General features: G+C 70.5%; 15 protein-coding genes and 1 pseudogene. 5 read left to right on the top strand and 11 right to left on the bottom strand.

Going from position 1 to position 17498, the window contains the following annotated elements; all coding sequences use genetic code 11:
• Positions 1-154 precede the first annotated feature (154 nt).
• From ACFIF2_RS26000 to ACFIF2_RS26010, 3 genes are all read left to right on the top strand, one after another.
• Positions 155-1198, top strand: a complete 1044-nt coding sequence (locus ACFIF2_RS26000; protein WP_395575656.1) for a helix-turn-helix domain-containing protein — start codon at positions 155-157, stop codon at positions 1196-1198.
• A gap of 252 nt (positions 1199-1450) precedes the next feature.
• Positions 1451-2020 (top strand): hypothetical protein, encoded by a 570-nt coding sequence (locus ACFIF2_RS26005; protein WP_395575657.1) that lies wholly within the window; start codon positions 1451-1453, stop codon positions 2018-2020.
• Between the two features lie 356 nt (positions 2021-2376).
• Complete coding sequence (locus ACFIF2_RS26010; RefSeq protein WP_395575658.1) at positions 2377-2844, top strand: hypothetical protein; 468 nt, start codon at positions 2377-2379, stop codon at positions 2842-2844.
• A 57-nt stretch (positions 2845-2901) separates the two neighbouring features.
• Here ACFIF2_RS26010 and ACFIF2_RS26015 read toward each other — a convergent pair whose 3' ends face one another.
• The 8 genes and pseudogenes from ACFIF2_RS26015 to ACFIF2_RS26050 form a co-directional block, all read right to left on the bottom strand.
• Positions 2902-3657, bottom strand: coding sequence for a class I SAM-dependent methyltransferase (locus ACFIF2_RS26015; protein ID WP_395575659.1), 756 nt, complete (start codon positions 3655-3657; stop codon positions 2902-2904).
• Positions 3658-3781: 124 nt separating this feature from the next.
• Complete coding sequence (locus ACFIF2_RS26020; RefSeq protein ID WP_395575660.1) at positions 3782-4993, bottom strand: FAD-dependent monooxygenase; 1212 nt, start codon at positions 4991-4993, stop codon at positions 3782-3784.
• On the bottom strand, positions 4990-6387 hold the full coding sequence (locus ACFIF2_RS26025; RefSeq protein ID WP_395575661.1) for an MFS transporter: 1398 nt from the start codon (positions 6385-6387) through the stop codon (positions 4990-4992). Before ACFIF2_RS26025 ends, ACFIF2_RS26020 begins: the two co-directional genes overlap by 4 nt.
• A 512-nt stretch (positions 6388-6899) precedes the next feature.
• On the bottom strand, positions 6900-9416 hold the full coding sequence (locus tag ACFIF2_RS26030) for an FtsX-like permease family protein (RefSeq protein ID WP_395575662.1): 2517 nt from the start codon (positions 9414-9416) through the stop codon (positions 6900-6902).
• A complete protein-coding gene (locus tag ACFIF2_RS26035) occupies positions 9413-10234 on the bottom strand; it encodes an ABC transporter ATP-binding protein (protein WP_395575663.1) in 822 nt (273 codons plus the stop codon). Before ACFIF2_RS26035 ends, ACFIF2_RS26030 begins: the two co-directional genes overlap by 4 nt.
• A 138-nt stretch (positions 10235-10372) precedes the next feature.
• Positions 10373-11047 carry a response regulator gene (locus tag ACFIF2_RS26040; RefSeq protein WP_395575664.1) on the bottom strand — a complete coding sequence of 225 codons (675 nt, stop codon included), beginning with the start codon at positions 11045-11047 and terminating at the stop codon, positions 10373-10375.
• Positions 11044-12261 carry a sensor histidine kinase gene (locus tag ACFIF2_RS26045; RefSeq protein ID WP_395575665.1) on the bottom strand — a complete coding sequence of 406 codons (1218 nt, stop codon included), beginning with the start codon at positions 12259-12261 and terminating at the stop codon, positions 11044-11046. The genes ACFIF2_RS26040 and ACFIF2_RS26045 overlap by 4 nt, the downstream gene beginning before the upstream one ends.
• Before the next feature lie 102 nt (positions 12262-12363).
• Positions 12364-12485 (bottom strand): annotated as a pseudogene (locus ACFIF2_RS26050) (acyl-CoA desaturase); the annotation flags it as partial.
• Between the two features lie 401 nt (positions 12486-12886).
• On the opposite strand from ACFIF2_RS26050, the gene sigK reads away from it, so the two are divergent.
• Entirely contained in the window at positions 12887-13495 is a 609-nt protein-coding gene (sigK, locus tag ACFIF2_RS26055) for an ECF RNA polymerase sigma factor SigK (RefSeq protein ID WP_395575666.1), read from the top strand.
• Positions 13492-14244 carry an anti-sigma factor domain-containing protein gene (locus ACFIF2_RS26060; RefSeq protein WP_395575667.1) on the top strand — a complete coding sequence of 251 codons (753 nt, stop codon included), beginning with the start codon at positions 13492-13494 and terminating at the stop codon, positions 14242-14244. The genes sigK and ACFIF2_RS26060 overlap by 4 nt, the downstream gene beginning before the upstream one ends.
• Positions 14245-14268: 24 nt before the next feature.
• Here the strand turns inward: ACFIF2_RS26060 and sbnA are convergent, their stop codons facing one another.
• The 3 genes from sbnA to ACFIF2_RS26075 are packed head-to-tail and all read right to left on the bottom strand — an operon-like array spanning position 14269 to position 17478.
• Complete coding sequence (gene sbnA, locus ACFIF2_RS26065; RefSeq protein WP_395575668.1) at positions 14269-15258, bottom strand: 2,3-diaminopropionate biosynthesis protein SbnA; 990 nt, start codon at positions 15256-15258, stop codon at positions 14269-14271.
• A gap of 46 nt (positions 15259-15304) precedes the next feature.
• The gene (gene sbnB / locus ACFIF2_RS26070) at positions 15305-16384 is read right to left on the bottom strand and encodes a 2,3-diaminopropionate biosynthesis protein SbnB (protein ID WP_395575669.1); all 1080 of its coding nucleotides are present in this window, start codon (positions 16382-16384) and stop codon (positions 15305-15307) included.
• On the bottom strand, positions 16381-17478 hold the full coding sequence (locus ACFIF2_RS26075; protein ID WP_395575670.1) for a TauD/TfdA family dioxygenase: 1098 nt from the start codon (positions 17476-17478) through the stop codon (positions 16381-16383). Before ACFIF2_RS26075 ends, sbnB begins: the two co-directional genes overlap by 4 nt.
• Positions 17479-17498: the final 20 nt, after the last annotated feature.

A 17498-nucleotide genomic window follows, 5' to 3' on the forward strand; every position in this document is an offset into this window, starting at 1 on the left:
CCTACGTCCCACTCGCCCTCGCCCCTGACGGTGGGCCTTGGAGCTTTCGTGCGACGTGTCGCGCGGGCCCAGGAAGAGACCCACGGCGGGCCAGAACGTAGGGGTATGCGTGAAAATCGATTCTGACGGGGCCGTACCTGCGGAAGACCCAGGGGTGCCGCCAAGCTGGCAGCACCACATCGACGAAATCATGGGAGCCGTAAGCCTGCGGACGCATGCGCCTCTGAGCAGGGACGCCAGGATGAGCACGGCACAACTCGGTTACGTGCGCATGCTGAGCCTGACCGGCGGCCCTCTCCGGATGAGCCGCTCCCCGCGGCTCATCCGGGCGATCCCCTGCGACCGGGTCGCCGTCGTGGTCCAGCAGGCGGGAACGGCCGTCCTGACCCAGGACGGGCGCAGCACCACGCTGCTACCCGGACAACTGGCCCTCGTGGACTGCCGCAGAGCCTTCTCGCTGGATCAGCGTGATCCCTTCCGGCTCCTGCTCGCAGCACTGCCCACGTACGCCCTCGCCATGCCGGAGGCGCTGGTGCGGCAGGCGACGGGGCGATCCCTCGCGGCCACCGGCACGGCAGCCCTGCTGCTGGCGCATGTCGAGCGACTCCCCGCGGTCGCCGCGCAGGTGCCGAGCAGGACCGCCGACCTGCTCGGCGGCAGTGCCGTGGAGTTCGCCCACCTCCTCATCGACGAGGTGGCCGGTGTCGAGCACCGGCCGCCTGGGCAGGCCCGGGAGCAGCTGGTGCCGGCGATCCGGCAGTACATCGACACCCACCTGTCCGATCCCGACCTGTCACCCGAGCGGATCGCCAAGGCGCACCACATCTCGGTGCGCTACCTTCACCGCCTCTTCGAAGGCGAAGGCGTGACCGTGGGGCGATTGATCTACCAGCGCCGGGTCGAGGAGTGCGGGGCGGAGCTGGCACGGCGAGGCCACGCCAGTCCGACTGTTTCGGCCGTGGCCGCGCGCTGGGGGTTTCGCAACCCGGCCCACCTCAGCCGGGCCTTCAGGTCCGTCTTCGGCATGACCCCGCGGCAGTGGCGCATGCGGAACCTCGCGCTGCTCCAGCGGGGCGCCGCCGCCCCGTCCACCACGCCCTCCGCCCGTGTGGCCGCCGTTCCCGACCCCCGTCCCTCGGGTACCTCGGCCCGGCTGAACCCTACGGACGCACACGGGCGTGTCGAGCAACTCTCATGAAGCACCCGTCCGGCCACGAAGAGCACGAAGTCGAACCGGAGCCGGCCGCGCTCTCCCGAGCTTGGCCAGCCGGCGCTCGAATGCCTCCGCCAGGTGTCGGTAGGGGCCGGGCTGGGCCGGGGTCCAGGACGCCCACACTCTGGCCGACGCCGAACCGCCGCTGGACGACGCCAGGATCCCGGTTGTGCCGAAACTCCGACTCCGTTGGGTAGATGAAGCAACGAGACGCCGGAGTGTCCGGCGAAGACGGGGGTGGATATGGACGCGGCGTTGGTGGGAGCGCTCTGCGGGTGTCTGGGCACCGCGCTCGGGGCGGCCATCGGCTACTTCGGGCAACTGCACGTGGAGCGGCGGCGGCAGCGGGCCGAGCGGGACATCAGAGCGGAGAACCAGACGACGCTGGACCTCGACCGGTACGTACGCGCCCGTGTCGTCGTCGACGTGTGGCTGGACCTGCTCAGGCGCGCGCAACGTGACGTGGTGCTGGGCCGGCTCGACCTGGAGCAGTTCGAAGCCGAAGCCACCCGGCATTCCGAGGAACTGCGGCTACGGCTGGCGGAACTCGCGCATATCAGAGTTATGAGAGTCGGGACCCTCGACCTCTTCGGTCAGATGAGGGGTCTGACGGATCACATAGTGCGTCTTGAATCGCGCACCGGCGGGGACGGTCCGTCTGAAGTACGCCGTCTCGGGGAGCGCATCGAGCTTTGCGCGTGGGAACGCAATAGGTGGGCGCTGTCCGTGCTTGACCAGATCAGCCGCCGCACTGGGCTGACCATGACGGAACTCACGCAAGCACCAGTAAGGCCCTTCAGTATGTGAGGGGCTCACGACTAGGAATCGACACCCTCCGCCTGGGCCCCGGCCGCATCGGTCAGAGGGTGTCACCCGGGGTGGGCGGTGAGTGTGCGGGCCGGGGAGCGGGCGGGCTTGGGCTGTGTCGCGCGTCGGCCTGGGGCCACCGCGGTCCGGTGCTGCGGGAGGCGTGGTGTCCGGCCGGCCGTGCGCGATTGGACGGTGGAGGACACCGTCCGCGCCGACGAGAGCGCCGGTCCTCACGGTCGTATCCAGGTTGTGAGGACCGGCATCGCCCAGGCCTCTTTCGCTGCCATCTCATTTGGTGAGTCTGTGCGACGATTCGTCGGCAAGTGGGAAGTCATGAGCGGGGGCGAAGTCCGATGGAGTATGTCAATCTCGATGCGCGGGTCGGCGACCTGACAGGGGTCTTGGACCCGGCTTGCTACCTGGAGCATCTGCCCTCGATCGCCGGTGACCTGCCGCCGGGGGCCCGGGCTTTCGCCACGGACCCGGACCACTACGACTTTCGCAGCAGGCGATGCATGAAGGACCTGAGGCTCCGGGCCGTTCGAGGTACTGGCGGTGAGGAGATGGAGGTCGAGTTCCAGAACAACTGCTGGAAGCACGACCAAGACCTGCTGATCCGCTACGCGGGGGTGTCCAGCTTCATCATCGACTCTGCCGACGAGGACCGAGGAGCAGACCTCGGGGCTGTGATTCTCGACGAGATCCTGCCGCACAGGGACGGCTGCAGCCATGAGATCACCTGCTGGGATGGCACCCTCACCCTTGTCTGCCGTGACCTCCAGGCGACCTGGACCGAGACCATCTGCTCCAGCGAGGCGTAGGCGCGACAGGTCATGCTGGATGCACTCAGTAATGGAGCATCCCCGATGCCGCCTGGTTTATACCTTGCTCGCGACCACCATGTAGTTCTCGGCCTCGAGATCGAACGTGCTCAGTTCCGTCTGGAGTCCGACCCGGTGCAGCTCGACTTCGAGTTCCTCGTACCGGTAGGGCCAGCAGGGCAGCAGTTCCGAGCGCACAAGAACCAACCCGGTCGCATCAACTTGCGCGATCGCGATCTCGATGTGGTGCTCCTCCTCCCAATGCGGCGCGATCTCCCAGCGGTAGACCACGACGGCATCGCGACCGTTCCGGCGGACGAGTCGGTCACTGATCTCCAGCCGGGAACCTCTGGCCCTCACGAGTTCCCAAGTGCGGGATGTGAGTACCAAACGACCGCCGGGGCGCAGAAGCCGTGACATCGACTCCAGAGCAGCACCCCTGCCTGTCGCGCCCGTGGCATGATGAAGCGAATTGCCAACGCAGAACACCATGTCGAACGTGTTGTCCTCGAAATGGTCGGGCAACTCTTCCCAGTTCGCCCGTACGGCCCGGACGGATGCGCAGAACTCCTCGGACAACTCTGAAGTCCGGCGAACCATCGCCTCGCTGGCGTCAGTTGCGACGACCTGCATGCCACGACCGGCGAGGCCAACCGCCAACTGTCCGGTCCCGCACGAACAGTCGAGGACGTGAGCGTTCGACGGCAGGACATCGAGGACGTCGTCGAACGACGCAGCGAACTCGGCTGGAGGCAACTTCGCATCCGAGATGAGCCATTCGTACACCTCGGCAAGCACGTCATAACCTGTCACAACCATTACCTCCGCCCAGCGGCAGACTCACGATAGGACGTCAGTCCATCAGCGGAGCAAGCCGGGCGCCAATGGTTTTCGCATGGATGGCTCTGATGGTGTTTGTAGGTTGTCAGTTGTCAAGTCACGGCATGAATCTGGGCAGGACGAGGGCCGAATGGGCCGGTCGTCCCTCCCCGGAAGGGATGGCACTGAGCTTGCGCAGCCTGTCGTTGCGTTCCGCCAAGGTTTGGGGCGTGGTCGGGAAGAGGGTGGCGCCACCGTTGCCGACCAGGGCCTGGTTCATGGTCACGAAGTCACGGGTGGAGCTTTCGTAGGCAGCGAAACCCGCGGTGTGGTCCCGGTCGGCCAGGGAGCCGGCGAGCATGTACGCGCCGACGAGGGCGAGGCTGGTGCCCTGCCCGGTGAGAAAGGACGGCGCCCATGCGGCGTCACCCACCAGCGCGACCCTGCCGTTGGACCAGCGGGGCATGCGGATCTGGCTGACCGCGTCGAAGAACACGTCGTCCGCGTGACGCAGCGCGGCCAGCATGCCCGGGACCTCCCATCCGGCGTCGGCGAAGACCGTGGCGACCAGGTCGCGCTGGGCTTGCAGATCCGGGAACGCCTCGAACGGCGGGTGGGGGTGGGCGAAGTTGAGGAAGGCATGTACTTCGTCGTCGTCCACGGCGTAGAGGGCTGCGGCCCTGCCCGGAGAGTTCCACATCACGGCCTCGCGCGAGAGTCCGAGAGTGTTGCGCAGGGTGAACACGGCGAAGCAGTAGCCGAGGTAGTGATGGAACTGGTCTTCGGGGCCGAACAGCATCTCCCGGGTACGCGAGTGCATGCCGTCCGCGCCGAGGACCAGGTCGAAGGTACGCCTGGCGCCCCCGCGGAAGGTGACGTCCACTCCGTGGCCGGACTGGTCGAGGGTGTCGATGGAATCGTTGAAGACGAACTCCACGTCGTCACGGACCGCTGTGTGAAGAGCGTCGCTGAGGTCCCCGCGCCGCACTTCCAGGTCCCGTCCCGCTACACCGCCGGTGACGCTGTGCGGGTGGAGCGATGCCACCTCGCTGCCGTCCCCTTCGAGGAAGGTGAGCCGGCGCAGGTCGATGTGCGCCTCACGCAGCCGCGGCAGGATCCCCATCCTCCGGACGACCTCCAGCGCGGTGCCGCGCACATCGATGGGATAGCCACCGCTGCGCAGCGCCCCCGCCTTCTCCACCACCGTGACCGCATATCCGTAGCGGTTCAGCCAGAACGCAAGGACAGGGCCGGCGATACTGGCCCCGGAGATCAGGACCGAAGGCCTGAGGTTGGTACGAGTAACCGTCAGCTGGTCGGTGAAAGTCATTCCTTGACTCCTTTGCTCATGGTTCGGACGACAAGCAGGGACAGCACCGCGACGGCGCCGGCGATGAGGAAGCCGGTGGTGAAGGCCGATTCGGCCGGGACCTCGGACTCGGAGGGAGTTCCCGCGGTGAGGAGCGCGCCGCCGAGCATCCCGCCCACGGCGGAGCCCAGCACGCGCGTCACCAGGACCAGACTGGTGGCGATGCCGGTGTCGCCTTCATCGACGGAAGAGGCGATGCTGGTCACCATGGCTGTGACGCACAGGCCGTTGGCGAGCGCGATCAGCGCCTTGCCGACGGCGATGTGCCAGATCTCGGAGTGTGCGGCCGACAGCGCGAGCAGGGCGGTGGCCATCAGGACGGCCGCGGTGGCGACCACGGCACGCGAGCCGAAGCGCCGCTCCCCGATTCCGCCGAGCAGCCCGGCCAGCGTCGCGGCGACGGCGCCGGGCAGGAGGACGAAGCCGATCTCGGTGGCGCCGAGATCGAAACCGTATCCGTCGCCGGGCACGTCGAGCAGCTGCGGAACGAGATAGACCCCCATGGCGGTGCCGAGGCATATCACGAACGTCACCACACACGACTTCCAGATCACCGGCCTTGCCAGCATGCGCAGATCGACCATCGGCGCGGCCGCGCGACGTTCAACGGCTGTCCATCCGGTCACCAAGGCGGCCAGCACCGCGATGAGGGCGACGAACACGAGTGGCTGCGAGCCTGCCTCTGGCGCCAGCGCGAACACGAACAGGAGGGTGACCAGGATCCCGCTGAGGAGAAGCAGGCCGGGCCAGTCGATCCCGGCGCCGTCCCGCCGGCCCGGCGGATCGGATGGCATCAGCCTGTTCACCAGCAGGGTGAACCCGATGACCGCGAAGGTCGGCACCGCGAACATCCAGTGCCGGGAGAACGCTTCGGCCACTGGCCCGGCCGACAGCAGGCCCACCATGGAGCCGCCTACGAACATTCCGCTGACCAGTCCGATGGCGGCCTTCGACGCTCCTGAGGGGAGGTGTTTGCGCACCACGATGAACGACAGGGGCAGCGCGCCCACCATCGCCCCCTGAAGAATCTGGCCGATCATCAGTACGGGCAGGTTGGGCGCCAGGGCGGACACCAGGCCGCCGACCGACACCACGGCCATCAGCCGGATCAGGACCCGCTTTCCGCCGTAGCGGTCGCCGAGCTTGCCCGCGAGCGGTGTGATGAGCGTGCCGGTGATGGCGAGCACGATGTTGAGGAGCGCCCCTTGGGACGGACTCATGTCCAGCTCGCGTTGCAGGAGCGGGAGTGTCGGCGCCACGACCGACTCCAGGGCGCCGGTGGAGACCGCCAGCATGCCCAGGGCTGCGACGGCGGCCTTCCCCATGCGGACCGGAGGGGCCAGGGTTGTGATCATGAGCGTCCTTTCCGTTGGTGGCGAGCGAGTAGGGGTCCGGCCGCCTGCGTGGCGCTTCCGCCCGCCCTGGCCGTCGTGGCTCCGTCGGGGAAACCCACTTCGGGGGTGATGTGGCCGGTCGGTCTGCCGCCGCGTGGTCGGCGGAGCGGGCGGGCGCGTGGCCGAGGCCGCTCACGGCGAGCGCGATCAGCGCTGCCAGCGCCAGCGCCAGCGCCACCGCCGGCGCGAGACCTTCGTGCGCCCGGTACGGCTTGGCGCGGGTGCGCGCCAACGACGATGAAGGCGACGGCCGCGGCTGCCGCGGGGCTCCTTGACGGCGGGCCGCTCCCGGCCGGGAGTCCGCCGCGAGCCCGGGGGGGGAGAGGGGGCGCGGCTCCCGCCTGGCCGCGGCCGCTTCGGCGAGAAGGGACAGCAGTGCTAGGGCGGGGGCGGGGAAGCCCGTAGCCGCTCAGGCATCCGGCCACCATGGTCCGGCACCGCCGGGGGCGGCGGCTTCCGCCGCTCTGCGGGCGCTACCACCTGCGCCGCAGCGCTGCCCGCGCCGGCAGCGTCACCGCGAGCAGGGTCAGACCTATGCCGGCGGCCGCGAAGGAGCCGTACAAGAGCGGGGGTGCATAGGGTGCCTCGCCGGTCATGCCGCGCATCATGGGGATCAGTGTGGCCGCGGCGATCGCGGACCCGATGGCCACGCCCGCCACGGAGACCAGCAGGCTCTCCCAGCCGAGCATCATCAGGACCTGGCGCCGGGTGGAGCCGACCATGCGCAGGGTGCCCAGTTCGCGGCGGCGGTCCAGGATCGTCATCACCAGGGTGTTGACGGCGGCGATGGCGGCGAAGCCGCCGAGGACCGCGGCCATGGTGTTGTTCATCCAGGCGCCCAGCTTCGCGTCCAGGTTCTTCTCGGTCGCGTAGCCGGAGGCGTCGGTGACCTTGCCCAGTGCGGTGAGTGACTCCTCCGATCCGCCGCGTATCAGCAGCGTGCTGTCGAAGCCCGAGGTGACGTGGCCAGCGAGGGACGCCCGGTCCATGGTCACCGTGGCCAGGCCGAGGCCGCGGCCGTAGACCGCGACGACCTCGGGGCGGGCCTCGGTGCCGTCCGGGAGGTAGAGCGGCAGCCGGTCGCCGACGCCGACGTCCGCCGAGTTCGCCAGGGTCTTGTCGATGGCTATGCGGCCCTCGCCGAGCCCACCGAGGCTGCCTTCGCGTACGTCCAGGTCCTGGACCTTCTCAAGTTCGGCACCCGAGCCGCTGACGCCCTGGGTCACCGCGCCCTGGAGCGACTTGAACTCGCCGGAGCCGATCGGCACCAGCACCTGGGTGTTCAGCAGGCCGACGGCCGCCTCCACGCCCGGTGTCCGGGCGGCGCGCGCCGCCGCGTCCACGGGGAGCCCGGCCGGGTCCGTGACCACGTGGTCCGCGGTGATACCCGCACGCAGCTGCTTGTCGGCGGCCCGGTTCTCGCTCGTGTGCATGAAGACGAGGGTTGAGGCGAAGGCCATGGCGAGGACGATCGGGGTGATCGCGGAGGCGAGACGGCGGGCGTTGGTACGGGAGTTGGCGGCCGCGAGCTGGGCGGCCGGGCCCGCGCCGCGCAGCGGGAGGCCGAAGATTCCCGCACACAGCCGCGCCACCAGCGGGCCGAGCAGCGCGACGGCGAGCATGAAGAGCATGACGACGCCGAGAGCGGCCCCGGCCGCGTCGTCCCCCGAGGAGCTGGCGGAGACGCCGGTGAGAACCCCGCCACCGACGAGGGCGCCGATACCCAGCACCGTACGGATCAGGCCGGGCCGCAGCCGCTCCACCGAAGCCTCGGCGAGCGCCTGTCGCGGCTTGATCCTGGCGGGCCGGCGACCGGCCACCCATCCGGAGCCGAGCGCGGTGAGCAGTCCGATGCCGACCGCGGCGAGGAGGGGCAGCGCGGATACGCGGAGGTCCACGGCCTGCGGGATGGCGCCGCGGTCCTGCAGCTGCCCGAACCACCAGTGCGCGAGCCCGATGCCGGGCAGGCAGCCGAGCATTCCGGCGAGCGGCGCGATGAGCAGTGCCTCGGAGGCGACCGCCCGTCGAACCTGCCTCGGGGTCGCGCCGACGGCACGCAGCAGCGCGAACTCGCGGGCTCTCTGGGACACGGACAGGGCAACGGTCCCGGCCGCGGTGAAGACCGCGACGATGGCGGCGATGCCGCCGAAGGAACCGCCGATTGCGAAGAGTGTGTCCTTGGCGTATGCCAGGCCGGGGTCCTCGACGGCGCCACGGTCGTCGCCGACGTGCACCTGGGCGCCGGAACCGGCGAGTGCCTTCTTCACCGAGTCGGCGAGCGCGTCGGTATCGGTGCCGTCCTGTGCCAGCACGGCGATGGCGTCGGCCTTGCCGGGGTGTCCGGCCAGCACGGGCGCCTGGGAGTCGGCGAACCAGGCCAGGTGCCCGGCGCCGCGGGCGGTGTCCGCGGTTGTGGCCTTGGCAACGCCGGCAACGCGAAAGGGCTGCTCACCTGCGGCGGTCCGCAGTACGACGGTGCCGCCGACCGCGACGTTCGCGGCGCGGGCCGCACCCGCGTCGAGCACGACCTCCCCTCCGCGGGGCGCGGAACCCGAGGTCAGCGCGGTACCGGTGAAGGTGTGGGACCCCCATCCATGCGCGGTGAGCAGATCACCGGAGAGGGGCGGTTCACCTTCGTGCGCCACGCGCACCGGGAAGGTGAAGTCCGGGACCGCGGCGGCCGCACCCGGTGCCTTCGCCGCCTCGGCCGCCAGCCCTGCGTCGAGCCGGGCGGTGTCCGGCAGCGGGACGGCCTCCCTCTCCTGGTCCTCACCGCTGCCGGTGACGACGTACTCGTATTGGTCTGCCGCCGCGACGACCGGCGCCTTCACATACCGCTCCGCCGGCACTGACGCACGCAGGCTGGTTTCCAACAGGATTCCGCAGGCCGCGACGATCAGTGCGGACATCAGGAGTGCGAGGAACGTCCCCGCGAAAGACGCGGGCTTGAAGCGGACGGCCTCACGGGCGAGTCCGTTGGGGCGCCTCATGCCGCGGCACCTGCCATCGCGCCCGTGCGGGAGGTGAGCCCGGCCATGCGTACCGCGATCTGTTCCGTCGAACCCTGTTCGAGATGGTCGGCGAAGGCGCCGTCGGCGAGGAACAGCACGCGGTCCGCCCAGGCTGCCGCGGCCGGATCGTGGGTGACCATGACGACGGTGGCGCCGAGGGTGTCCACCGCGTTCCGCAGCAGGCCGAGGACCTCGGTGGCGGTGCCGGTGTCGAGGGCGCCGGTCGGCTCGTCGGCGAAGATCACGTCCGGGTTGGTGACCAGGGCGCGGGCGACGGCCACGCGCTGCTGCTGGCCGCCGGACAGCTCCCCGGGCCGGCGCCGCCCCTTGTCGGCAAGCCCGACCTGCGCGAGGACCTCAGCCGCCCGGCGGCGGTCCTGGCGCTGTCCGGCCAGGCGCGTGGGCAGCAGGACGTTCTGTTCCACGGTCAGCGAGGGCAGCAGGTTGAACGCCTGGAAGACGAAGCCGAGGCGGCTGCGGCGCAGCTCGGTGAGTCTGTCCTCGCTCATGCCGGTGATCTCCGTACCGCCCAGGGCCACCGACCCCGACGTGGGCCTGTCGAGCCCGGCGGCGCACTGCAGGAAAGTGGATTTGCCGGACCCGGACGGGCCCATGACCGCAGTGAACGTCCGCCGGGCGAGAGCCAGGTCGACACCCGCGAGGGCATGCACCGTCCCCGCGCCACGGCCGTACTGCCGCCGGACATCGCGCAGTTCCACGGCGAGACCGGGTGTCGTGGTGGCCGGTGTCTCCGGTCGGTCGTCCGTCTTCTGCCGCTTGGCGCTGCGTAGCCTCATGTTCCGCCCTTTCGCGGTCTCCTCGTTCCGATGGACCAGAGAGTGCGGGGACGGCTGCGCGTCGGGCGTCATACCCGGGAGCCAAAGTGGAGGTGCTACCCCGGTAGGGGGTGGAGGGGCAGGGACAGGGGCAGGGGCCTACTCACCCGGGGTGACCAGGCCGGATTCGTAGGCGAAGACGACCGCCTGGGCGCGGTCGCGCAGGTCGAGTTTGGTGAGGACACGGCTGACGTGCGTCTTCACCGTCTGTTCGGCCAGGATCAGTGTCTGCGCGATCTCGGTGTTGGACTGGCCGCGGGCAACGAGAGTGAGGACCTCGGTCTCGCGTTCCGTCAGCGCCTTCAGCCGCAGCGCCGGCTTGCCCCGGGCGGCAGGACGCTGGCGGGCGAAGTCGGCGATGAGCCGGCGCGTGACGGACGGGGCGAGCAGCGCGTCGCCCGAGGCTACGACACGGACCGCGGCGATCAGGTCGGCCGGCGGGGCGTCCTTCAGCAGGAAGCCGCTCGCGCCCGCCCGCAGCGCCTCGTAGACGTAGTCGTCGACGTCGAAGGTGGTGAGCATCAGCACGCGTGGCCGGTGGGTCGTGCCCGGCGGGGGCGCGAGGAGGCGGCGGGCGGCTTCGAGGCCGTCCATCTCGGGCATCCGGACGTCCATCAGCACGACGTCGGGACGGGTGCGGCGGCTCAGCTCGACACCTTGCACGCCGTCGGGGGCTTCGCCCACCACGTCGATGTCGCTCTGCGCGGCCAGCAGCGCGGCGAATCCAGCCCGCACCATGGCCTGGTCATCGACGATGATGACGCGCGTCGTCACGTGAAGTCCTCTTTCGTTGAAGGCAGTTGTGCGGCGACCCGGAAACCGCCGTCCGGCAGCGGCCCCACCTCAAGGGTGCCGCCGATGATGCGGACCCGCTCACGCATCCCGACCAGACCATGCCCGGTCCCGCCCTTCTCCAGCGGCTCGGCAGGTGCTTCGGGCGGCGGACCGTTGACGACAAGCACGGTGAGCTGGTCCCCGTCCTGTGACACCGATACCTGGGTAGGGGCACCAGGTGCGTGCCGTACGACGTTCGCCAGTGCCTCCTGGACGATACGGTATGCGGACAACCCCACCGCCTCGGGCACCTCGGTGTCGCAGTCGGTGAACTTCACGGGCGTACCCGCTCTTGCCGTCGCCTCCACCAGCTGTCCGATCCGCGTCAGGTCCGGCTGGGGCGCGAGCTCGCCGTGTGTCTCTTCATTCCGCAGCACACCGAGAAGCCGTCGCATCTCACTCAGCGACTCACGCGCGGTAGCCGCGATCGACGTGAACTCCTCCTGCGCGTCCGGCGGCAGCCGCTCCAGACGATACGCCGCTGTGTCCGCCTGCACCGTGATCACCGACATGTGGTGCGCCACCACATCATGCAACTCACGCGCGATGCGAGCGCGTTCCTCCAGCAGCGTCCGACGCTCACGCTCCGCCTCACTGATCGTCTCCTGCTCGGCCAGCCTGCGCTGCACCTCGTGACGCTCACGGAGCACACCGCCGAGCAGAAGAGTGACGCCACCGAGAATAGTGAGCAGAACACTCATCGCGTCCATGCCGTGCGGCGCCGCGAACCCCAGCCCGACGTTCACGCCAGCCGTCGCCAGCCACACCAGCAGCAGCGTCCGGCGCGACTCACGCAGGCTCAGAGCCAGGCACAGGCCGATATACCCGACGATCTCCATGGGCGGGAACGGCCACAGAAGCCGCTCCTCGAAGTCCACACCGAGCAGAACCACCGCCCCCGCCACATCCGCCGCGAAGATCACAAACCAGGCGCCCAGCGGCCGGACGACGGCAAGCAACAGCGGCGCCGCCTGCGCAACAGCCAGCGCACTGGCCACTGCACCGTTCAGGCCGTAATCAGCGGTGAGGACCACGATGGTCGTGGGCAGCAGGGCGACACACAGCACGAACGCCACACCCCCCGGCAACAGCCGCACCCACCGACGCGACGCCCCCGCGAGCAGCGCACGGGGGCGTTCCTTCACTGAAGTCATGAGCCCCATCTTCCAGTAGGCGACGAGAGGGCGTCAGGAGACGCGTAGCCATCAGGCGCATCCCACGCAACCGTAGTCAACTGTCCCCAGTCACGTCGGTGCTCAGATGCCGGTCCGAAGGGGTTCGCCCACCTCGTGCGTGTGGCGCAGGGCCTGGCGGTAGGAGTCGGCGAGATCGTCTCCGTGTAGGGGAGACCGAGGTCGCGGCAGTGGGCCCTCGCCATGGTCCGATCGGCAGGCGCATCACTGTCCGCGTCGCCCTGTTCGATGACTCCGACAGCACAGACACCGCCCCCGCTCCGCGTTGATCGGCCACGGCGTGTGCACGGGACTGTCGAGGCCCGTACCGCGTTCGCCGTCCCCGCCATGCCCAGCGTGGCGCCGCCGGCGAGCAGTCCGGTCGCCGCGAAGCCGATGACGGCCCGGCGGATGCCGAGGGGTGACGCCGCGCGGGTCACCCGATCGGCGGAAGCAGACGCGAAAGGTGCGCACCCTCGACGCCTCGGCTACGAACAGTCAGTGAGACCCGCGCCCCGCTCGTCCGCCCGGTCTCACGCGGACGGCTGCTGATCACGTGCGCTGCGCGTGTGGAGGGACCAGTGTCGTGCAGAGCCGAGGAGCGACGATGGATCACGATGAATCGGACACGCGCAGCGGCACACGGTCCCGCCCGGAGCGGTCTCCCGGCGACGCCCGGGTGGACGAGCTGCTCACCCGCGCCGCCGACGGTGACGAACAGGCGTTCGCCGGTGTCTACGACGCCCTGGCCTCTCCGGTGATGGGGCTCGCCTGCCGGGTGCTGCGGGACGAGGCGCAGGCGGAGGAGGTGACCCAGGACGTGATGGTGGAGGTGTGGCGTACCGCCGACCGCTTCCGCCCGGAGCGGGGCGCCGCCCGGAGCTGGGTGCTCACCCTGGCGCACCGCCGGGCTGTGGACCGGGTGCGGTCCGTCACCGCGGGCCGGGCCCGCGAGCTGCGCACCGGGGCACGGGACCAGGACCGGCCCTTCGACACGGTCGCCGAAGAGGTCGAGGAGCGCGAGGAGCACCGCGTCGTCTTCCGCTGTCTGGCCCAGCTGTCCGAACACTTGCGGCTTCCCCTGGTCCTGGCCTACTACGAGGGACTGACGTACGCGGAGGTGGCCGATTCCCTGGCCGCTCCGGCGGGCACCATCAAGTCGCGGATGCGGCAGGGGCTGCGGCGCCTGCGGGAATGTGTGGAGACGGGATCATGAGAACCGGCGACGACGCGCATCTCGATGTCGGTGCCTACGTGCTGCACGCGCTGCCGCCCGACGAGGAGGCCGCCTTCGAGAACCACCTGGCGGGCTGCGCGGAGTGCCGGCGCGAGGCCGGCGAACTGGCGAGGACGGCGAGCATGCTGGGTGCGGGCGAGGCCCGCCGGCCGCCCCCGGAGCTGCGCCGGCGGGTGCTCGACGAGATCTCCCGCGTCCGTCAGGAGAGCCCGGAGCCTCCCCGGGCCGAAGTCGGGGAACGCCCCCGGCGGCGGCAGCGGGTCCTCGGGTTCGCGCTGGCCGCTTCCGTGGCGGCCGCGGCGGCACTCGGCGGTATCGCGTGGTGGCAGCACACGGAGGCCGACAGCGCCCGGCAGGAGGCTGCCGACCTGCACACCGGCACGGAGGCGCTCGCCGACGTACTGGCGGCTCCGGACGCCACGATCAGCACCGCGGAACTCGCGCACGGCGCGACGGCGAGCGTGGTCGCCTCACGCGCCCAGGGCCAGGCCGCGTTCATCGCGTCCGGCCTGCCGCCGCTCACCGAGGACCAGGTCTACGAGCTGTGGTACGCCGAGGCGGGTGAGTTCCGGCCCGCCGGGTTGATGTCCGGAGCGGGCGGCCGTCAGGCGCACGTCCTCGACGGGCCGCTCGAAGGAGCCACCGCCGTCGGCATCACCGTCGAACCCGCCGGCGGTTCCGAACAGCCCACCACCGACCCGCTCGGCGTCATCTCCGTCCCCGCGTGAGGAGCGGGGACGGAGACGGGACCGCTACGACGCCGACACCCCGCGGCCGGGAGGTGCCTGCGGCTCGAGCACGTCGTCGCCGTAGACGCCCTGCACCCAGTTGGTCTGGTACACGGTGTCGAGGTAGCGCTCGCCGAGGTCCGGGGCGATGGCCACGGGAGTGAGCCCGCGCCCGCCGTGCCGGGACAGCCAGCTCATCGCGCCGCTGACCACCGTGCCGGTGGACCCGCCGAAGAGGAAGCCGCGCCTCGCCAGGCTGCGGCAGGTGCGGATGGTGTCGGCCTCCTCCACGCGCACCGCCTCGTCCACGTACCCCTCGTCGAGGAGCGGCGGCCGGACGCTCATGCCCAGGCCCGGGATCATCCGGCGGCCCGGCGGGTCGCCGAAGATGGCGGAGCCGACGCTGTCCACCGCGACGATCCGCACGGGACGGTGCCAGGCGCGGAACCAGCGGGCGCAGCCCATCAGCGTGCCGGTGGTGCCGACACCGACGAACAGCACGTCAAGTTGGGGGAACCAGCGGGCGATGGCCGGAGCCGTCCGGAAGTAGTGGGCCTTCCAGTTGTCGGGGTTGGTGTACTGACTCAGCCAGACGTGGCGGTCGTCCGACGCGCACAGGGCGCGCACGTACGCGAGCCGGGCACCCAGCAGGCCCCCGGCGGCGCCCTCGTCGGAGACGACGTGCACCTGGCTGCCCAGGGCCTCCATCATCAGCCGCGTGGTGAGGTTGCAGCGGGAGTCGGTCACGCACACGAACCGGTAGCCCTTGCTCGCCGCGATCATGCTCAGGGCTACGCCGAGGTTGCCGGAGGAGGACTCCACCAGGATCGAGTCCCGTTTCAGAGTCCCGCTCCGCTCGGCGGACTCCACCATTTCGGTCGCGGCCTTCAGTTTGATCGAACCGGCGAAGTTGAAGCCCTCGCACTTGAGGAAGAGCCGGTGCCCGGACATCGGCGCGAGGTCGACGTACAGGTCCTCCTCGTTGAAGGCATGGGGGACGGTTATGACTGGCACGATGGCCTCCTCGGGTGGGGCCGGTCCGGTGAGCGGCGGGGCGTCCTCAGCCGTGGCGCCGCAGTTCGTGGAAGAAGTCGTCGATGACGTGCAGTTCGCCCGAGCCGGCCACCTCGTCGTAGACGAACTTGCCGACGGCCAGGTCGAGTACGCCCAGACCGAACGGGGAGAAGATCACGGGCCGGTCGGCCGGCACCGTCACCCGGCCGGCCATCACGTCGTCGAGCGTGCCCAGCAGGAAGTCCCGGCCGCCGGTGAGGCGTTCGGTGAGGTGCGGCGAGGTGTCGGCCCGCAGGCAGTGGTCGATGTCGTCGACGACGTTGGTGGCGGACAGCAGCACGCGGGGCGCGAGGTCGCGCAGGGACACGTGCAGGAGCACCGGATTGTGGTGGAACCAGGACGGGTCGTCGATGTGCGGCCGGTCGGCGACCGTGGCGAAGACGATCAGGTCGCTGTTGCGGACCAGTTCCCCGGCGTCGTGGTGCACGGTGACGCGGCCGACGGCCCCGGACTGCTCCAGGTACGTACGGAAGCCGGCCGCGCTGTCGGCGGACACGTCGTGCACGCCGATGGCGTCGAACGACCAGCCGGTGCCTTCGAGATAGGTGTGGATGTAGCGTGCGATCAGGCCCGCCCCGACGAAGCCCAGCCGGGTGGGGCGCGGCCGTCCCCGGCTGAGCCGGTTGGCGGCCGACGCGGCGGACGCGGCGGTCCTGGCGGCGCTGATGATCGAACTCTCCATACAGGCGAAGGGGTAGCCCGTGTCGTGGTCGTTGAGGACCAGCACGGCCGACGCCCTGGGGATGTCCGAGGCGACGTTGGCCGGGAAGCTGGAGATCCACTTCAGGCCGTCCACGTGGTTCTCGCCGCCCAGGGAGGCGGGCAGCGCGATGATCCGTGCCGTCGGCCGGTCGGTGAAGCGGAGGAAGGAGGACGGCGGATTGACCGAGCGGCCCGCACCGTGCAGGCGGTACGTCTTCTCGACCACCTCCGTCACGGTCTTCTCCCGGCCTTCGAGGACCTGCTTGACCTGGACACCGGGGATGACGGCGAAGGGCGGCACGGTCGGTGCGCAGGGGCGTGCCGTCGCGCCCGGGGCTGTGGCGGGGTGGTGTACGGAGGTCATGCCGCTGTCCTCCCGGATCGCGGGGCGGGGGGTTCGGAAGCCGTGGGACACGGGTGCACGGGATTGCCCATCGCCACCAGCACCTCGCGCGGCCCCTCATAGGCCTCCCGGCTGTGCGCGGTGCGGATGTTGTCGACGACCATGAGGTCTCCGGCGGACCAGGGCCGGCGCTCGGTGTGCGCCGCGTAGACCTCGCCGATCTGCTCCACGACCTCCTGAGGCACCGGATCTCCGTTGCCGTAGCGGGTGTTGAAGGGCAGGCCGTCGGGGCCGTATTCCTCGACCAGGAACTCCCGTATCTCCGGGGCCATGGTCCACTCGTTGAGGAACGCGATCTGGTTGAACCAGCAGTGCCGGCCGGAGGCCGGGTGGCGGACCACGGCTGGGCGGTGCTGCCGGGTGCGCAGCGAGCCGTCCGGCCGCCAGGACCAGTCGATGGCGCTCGCGCGGCAGTACGCCTCGACGGCGCGCGGGTCCTCGGTGCCGAACGACTGGGTCAGCGTGGCGCCGATCTCGTCGTGGTAGGTGCGGGTGAGCAGCCAGCCCTCCCGCTCGAAGCGGCCCGTCAGTTCGGCGGGCAGCGCCCGCAGTACGGCGGCCGAGTCGGCCACGGCGGTGGCGCCGCCCCGGGTGGGCGGCCGGAGGCAGGCGAACAGCAGCAGGCCGGGGCTCTCGGTGGCGTAACTCAGCTCGTGGTGCATGCACATGGGCTGGTTGGGCGGCCACACCGACGATGAGTAGACGCCCTGCGCGTGGACGTCGCGGGCGGCGAACGCCTCCCGTTCGGTCACGGGCCGGTCGGCCAGTCGGGCAAGGACCGCCTCGACGTCGGCCGGCGTGCGCAGGGCGAGGCCGCGGACCGTGAGGGCGCCGTGCTCGGTGACGAGGTCGAGCAGCGCCGCGCGGTGCTCGGCCGTCCAGGCCGCCGGGTCGGGTGCGTCCGGGACCGAGATGACCGGGGGTCCGCCGGCGTGGGACTGTGCGGTGGTCGCGGTGGTCGCGGTGGTCGCGGTGGTCGCGGTGGTCGCGGTGGTCGCGGCGGGCGGGGGCGGTGTGGTGGGGGTGGCGTGCTTGCGGAACAGTGCGGTGCGCATGGGTTGCCTCCCAAAGGTGG

Source organism: Streptomyces sp. BK79 (genome assembly GCF_044142145.1).
In the GTDB taxonomy this organism is placed as follows: Bacteria; Actinomycetota; Actinomycetes; order Streptomycetales; family Streptomycetaceae; genus Streptomyces.

Coding starts and splice junctions, on each gene's coding strand:
- sigK (WP_395575666.1), top strand. CDS start 12,887: ATGGATCACGATGAATCGGACACGCGCAGCGGCACACGGTCCCGCCCG.
- ACFIF2_RS26060 (WP_395575667.1), top strand. CDS start 13,492: ATGAGAACCGGCGACGACGCGCATCTCGATGTCGGTGCCTACGTGCTG.
- ACFIF2_RS26075 (WP_395575670.1), bottom strand. CDS start 17,478: ATGCGCACCGCACTGTTCCGCAAGCACGCCACCCCCACCACACCGCCC.
- ACFIF2_RS26030 (WP_395575662.1), bottom strand. CDS start 9,416: ATGAGGCGCCCCAACGGACTCGCCCGTGAGGCCGTCCGCTTCAAGCCC.
- ACFIF2_RS26035 (WP_395575663.1), bottom strand. CDS start 10,234: ATGAGGCTACGCAGCGCCAAGCGGCAGAAGACGGACGACCGACCGGAG.
- ACFIF2_RS26025 (WP_395575661.1), bottom strand. CDS start 6,387: ATGATCACAACCCTGGCCCCTCCGGTCCGCATGGGGAAGGCCGCCGTC.
- ACFIF2_RS26020 (WP_395575660.1), bottom strand. CDS start 4,993: ATGACTTTCACCGACCAGCTGACGGTTACTCGTACCAACCTCAGGCCT.
- ACFIF2_RS26010 (WP_395575658.1), top strand. CDS start 2,377: ATGGAGTATGTCAATCTCGATGCGCGGGTCGGCGACCTGACAGGGGTC.
- sbnB (WP_395575669.1), bottom strand. CDS start 16,384: ATGACCTCCGTACACCACCCCGCCACAGCCCCGGGCGCGACGGCACGC.
- ACFIF2_RS26045 (WP_395575665.1), bottom strand. CDS start 12,261: ATGACTTCAGTGAAGGAACGCCCCCGTGCGCTGCTCGCGGGGGCGTCG.